Source organism: Bartonella sp. MM97QHHN, assembly GCF_042194285.1.
Lineage (GTDB): Bacteria > Pseudomonadota > Alphaproteobacteria > Rhizobiales > Rhizobiaceae > Bartonella.
The window spans coordinates 1-5535 of sequence record NZ_JBHIMS010000057.1 but is presented as its reverse complement, the minus strand read 5'-3'; the positions used below and the strand labels follow the sequence as shown (position 1 = coordinate 5535).

Here is a 5535-nt window from a genome sequence, read left to right as displayed (position 1 = left end):
TTATAAAGCTGACCATCAGATCAGTAAAAAAGATATTGATAGCTTTATCGCTGCCTCTGGAAAAGACATCTTTAAATATCGTCTTCTCGTTGATACCACAGAAGTGGAATTAAGTGACAATGTGAATGCCATGATTAAAGGACAAGCGATACCCGTTTATCGTATTGACCTTCGTCATATGGAAAACAGTCGGATAGATTGGCAAATATTTGCAACAAAACAAGAAGTTCTTCTGAAATCAACAAAAGAGCCTCGTCCCCATCAAGAAGAAGCCATCAAGAAAGTCTGTGAAGGTTTAAAAGAAGCAGATCGTGGCAAGCTGATTATGGCATGTGGAACGGGGAAGACTTTCACAAGCCTTAAGATAGCAGAACACATAGCAGGAAAAGGCAAGCGTGTGTTGTTTCTGGTGCCTTCTCTGGCTTTAGTCTCGCAAACAATCCGTGAATGGACAGCCGATGCACAAGTGCCCTTGCGTTCCTTTGCGGTGTGTTCGGATACAAAAGTAGGCAAGCGCCGTAAAAACCAAGATGATATTGTTGGCATGGAAACATCAGATCTTGTTCTCCCTGCTACCACGGATGCTCAAGCCCTTGCTAAAGAAGCTTGTGAATCCCTAGCAGATGCAATGACCGTGGTCTTTTCAACTTATCATTCAATTCAAGTGATTTCGGATGCCCAAAAAGACCATGGTTTACCCGAATTTGATCTGATCATCTGTGATGAAGCCCATAGAACAACTGGGGCTTCATTGGGAACTGAAGACAATGAATCTGAATTTATCAAGGTTCACGATAACAGCATCATTCGGGGCAAAAAACGTCTGTATATGACAGCAACGCCGCGTATCTTTAGTGACACTGCTAAAAGGCGGGCGGATGAGATCAATGCTGTTTTGGCATCTATGGACGATGAAACCCTTTATGGCAAACAACTTCATCATTATACCTTCGCGGAAGCTGTCGATAATGAACTTTTAACTCCTTACAAGATTGTGGTCTTGGGTATTAATGAAACCTATATCACACCAGCCATACAGGAGATTATTGCCAATGAAAACCGTGAAATTGATTTAGATGATGCGGCAAAAATTATTGGCTGTTATAGAGCACTTACCAAAATAGATAAGCAAGCGGCTGTTGATGATGATGATACAGAGCCCATGCAATGTGCTTTAGCTTTTTGCAAAGACATTAACACCTCTCAATATATAACAAAGCTCTTTAATAAAATTATCAAATCTCATATTGATGATTTCCTTCAAACCGTTCCCTTTCTAAACTGTGAAGTAAGACATATTGACGGAACGCAAAGCGTCAAAAAACGCAATGAGGAATTGGATTGGCTTAAAGAAGATGCGGGGCAAAACGTTTGTCGGATCTTAAGCAATGTTCGGTGTCTTTCAGAAGGGATTGATGTCCCTGCTCTTGATGCCATCATGTTTTTACACCCGCGCAATAGCCAAGTGGATGTGATACAGGCAGTAGGGCGTGTGATGCGTCGTGCTCCAAATAAAAAAACGGGCTATATCATTTTACCCATTATCATTCCTTCACACTTAGAAGCCAAAAAGGCTTTAAAAAACAATAAGAGATACCGTGTTGTTTGGCAAGTTTTGCATGCTTTACATTCTCATGACGAAAGGCTTGCTCGGACAATTAATCAGATGTCTTTAGGACAAGATAGCAGCCATACGATTGAAATTATAGAGATTAAGCGTGCCAATGAATTAAAAGAGCTTACCACAACGGTTGATGAGATCTCGATACCATCCAAAACAGAAAGTTCTGGACGTGTCATTGGAACAGCAGAAAGCAAATCTCAATCGGTATCTGGAGGACAAGGAGACCTATTCCGCCGTTCTGAATTTTTTGATTTTGTCAAAGCCATTTTTCTGGATAGTTTTAAAATCACGGATTATTGGGGCATTTGGGCGAACAATGTTGCTGAGATTGCTCAAAACCATATCAATCATCTTAAAGATATGATTTCCGATGAAAAGAGTGAAGCCTTTCACGCCTTTGATGCATTCCATAAGGAATTAAAGAACAACGTCAACAGTGAAATCAAGCAAGAGGAAGCGATTGAGATGTTAGCGCAACATCTTGTCACGCGTCCCGTGTTTGAAGCTTTATTTGACGGTAATGAATTTGTACAGAACAATGCCATTTCGCAAGCAATGGACAAGATCTTAAGAGAACTGGATAAAACGAACATTGAAGAAAAAACCAAAGATCTTGATCAATTTTACAAAAGTGTCACATTCTGTACAGCAGGTATTACAGAAACTCATGCAAAACAGAATCTTATTATCAAACTTTATGAAAGTTTTTTTGCCAAGGCATTTAAGAAAACCACGGATAAGCTTGGGATTGTTTATACACCCGTTGAGGTTGTTGATTTTATCATTCATTCTGTTGATGATGTGTTGCGTAATGAGTTTGGAAAAAGCTTGGGGTCACGGGGTTTTTCTATTCTTGACCCTTTCACTGGAACAGGGACCTTTATCACACGGCTATTACAATCCAATCTCATCAAACCAGAGGATATGGAATATAAATTCCGTCATGATATTCATGCCAATGAGATTGTTTTACTGGCTTATTACATAGCAGCGATTAACATTGAATCGACCTATCATAGTCTGATGAAAGGGAATTATATCCCATTCAAGCATATTGGTTTGGCTGATACGTTTCGGATGCTTGAAAAACAAGATTTGATGAAAGGTTTACTAGAGGAAAACAGTGAATATTTAGAGCATCAAAAGAAACTGGATATTAAAGTTATCTTTGGTAACCCTCCTTATTCGGTAGGACAAAAGAATGAAAACGATAATAATCCCAATATATCTTATCCCATATTAGATGATCGTATTCGTGAGACTTATATAGCTAAATCGAAAGCAACTAGTACGCAAAAGTTATATGATAGTTATATCCGCGCTATCCGCTGGGCTAGTGACCGTATTGATAATGCTGGGGTAATCGGCTTTGTCACAAATGCCGGTTTTATTACTGGACATTCTATGGATGGTTTACGCAAATGCCTCGTTGAAGAATTTAGCAGCCTTTATATTTTCCATTTACGGGGTAACCAACGAACTTCTGGAGAACTTTCTCGAAAAGAAGGTGGTAAAATTTTTGGTTCTGGATCTCGAGCCCCTATAGCGATTTCCATTCTCGTAAAAAATCCAAATGCACAACAGCGTGGTAAGATATATTTTCGTGATATTGGAGATTATCTCACGAGAAAAGAAAAGCTTATAATAATAGAGTCTCTTGGTAGCATTGATGGTATTACACGGAGCAAACAAGGTTGGCAAATAATTACACCAGATAAGTACAGTGATTGGCTTGATCAACGTGATGACAGTTTCAAAACATTCTTAGCTATGGGTGTCAAAAAGGGGCATGATAAAAAGCTCTTTGAAACTTATTCTCTTGGTGTTTCAACCAATCGTGATGCTTGGACGTATAACTCAAGCCGTGAATCTGTAAAGAAAAATATGAATAACATGACTGCCTTCTATAATAATGAGGTAAAACGTTTAAATAATACCTATTCACATGCTGATCGTACAGCACGTGCAAAGGTCGTGAATGATTTCGTCAATTCCGATGTAAGAAAGATTAGTTGGAGCAGTACTCTTAAGAGAGAATTATTAAGAGGTAAATTTTCCGAATTTGAAGATAAATGCCTTATTCAAAGCCTATACCGTCCTTTTACACAACAATGGCTTTATTACAATAGCGTCTTTAATGAAGCAGTTTATCAAATGCCGCGTATATTCCCGATAAGACAAGCGGTTGATAATAAGGTGATACAAATTACAGGTATAGGAGCAAAGAAAGACTTTTCTGTATTGATGACTAAAGCTTTGCCTAATTTAGATTCAATAGAAAAAGGTCAATGTTTTCCACGCTATATTTACGAAGATACTACGGTTTCAAAAAGTAAAAGTGAGAAACAATCCCATTTATTTACGCATTCTACGGAGAAAAACACAACAGCTGGTTTACAGAGGCGTAATGCTATTACTGATGAGGGGCTAGAACATTTTAAAGCCGCTTATCCTAATGAAACTATCACTAAAGATGATTTGTTCTATTATGTTTATGGGATTTTACATTCAGAAGATTACCGTGCTCGTTATGCTGATAATTTATGCAAAGAATTACCTCGCATTCCTTGCGTAAAGAGTGCTGATGATTTTTGGAAGTTTGTAACAGCTGGGCGTGAACTCGGTCATTTGCACGTAAACTATGAAGATGTAGAGCCTTATCCCGTGATCTTTAAAAAGGGTAATCCAAAACAGACAGAAATCTCTAATCTCGAAAAATTCTATTATGTGACTGAAATGAAATTCGCAAAAGCAGGTAAAGAGAAAGATAAAACCACTGTTATTTATAATAACAATATCACAATAACAGATATACCTCTTGAAGCTTATGCGTATATCGTCAATGGTAAACCCGCTCTTGAATGGGTTATGGGGCGTCAATGCGTAAAGACTGATAAAAAGAGTGGCATTGTTAATGATGCCAATCGTTATGCTGTTGAAACCATTGGCAACCCTGCCTACCCTCTAGAGTTATTTCAGAGGGTTATTACCGTAAGTTTAGAGACAATGAAAATCGTTAAGAACCTACCAAAATTAGAACTAAGAGAAACTGAATAACTTATAAAGCATGTTCACATGATAGGCATGCTAAATTCACAAGGGGTATAGAGCTTATAACCATAATCTATACCTCTCTTGTTAAGTTGATTACATACAATCTTTAAAAAGAGTGCTTATATGCGTTATTCTAAAAAGAAGAAACTTGCACTTTTAGATACTTTTATTTGGATTGCCTTTAAGACTTTTAAGAAACCCTATCTAAAGTGAATTAAATTTTTTTACATTGCCTTTAAGAGGTTATACCGTAATCTAAAATGATAGCTTTGTTTAAAGAGAGTTATGTATATTCATTTTCTTATATTACTTATAGGTTTTGAAGGTTTCTCACACCCTCAAAATACCTTCAAAAATCCTTTTTATATATATTACAGATTGTATTTACGTGTTGTGTGTAATATGGGTTGTTTATTTGAAAGATTAACTTATTGAAATATAATAACTTTTATTTTGGATTAAAAAATATATATAAAGTGGGGGGTAAAAAGACCCCCAAAAACCCCCATACCCCCCTAAACTCATAACCATAATGGTCTTGATAGCATCTATTATGATTATAATCCCTTTCTTTTGAAAGGCTTAAAGGATCATATGCTTTTCATAAAGCACGTTTTAATCACTCACTAAAATAATCTATTTTGTCAGTTCAATTTACTGACACATAACTGACAAATATATATTATGAATTGAATTTATGGGTTGTCTTTTAATAAAGGTTGCATCATTAAAATTATAACCTATTGAAATATATTGATTTTAATTTTCTCTCATTAAAAAAATAATATAGGCTCTAAAAAGAACTGACAACACTGACACGGTCTATTAAAAGGGATTTTTCTAATCTTTATAATGAT

1 protein-coding gene is annotated in these 5535 nt (G+C 36.6%); it reads left to right on the top strand.

The window, feature by feature from the left end; all coding sequences use genetic code 11:
- A partial coding sequence (locus ACFIJW_RS02925; protein WP_375633227.1) for a DEAD/DEAH box helicase occupies positions 1-4681 on the top strand: 4681 nt, incomplete at its 5' end.
- Positions 4682-5535: the final 854 nt, after the last annotated feature.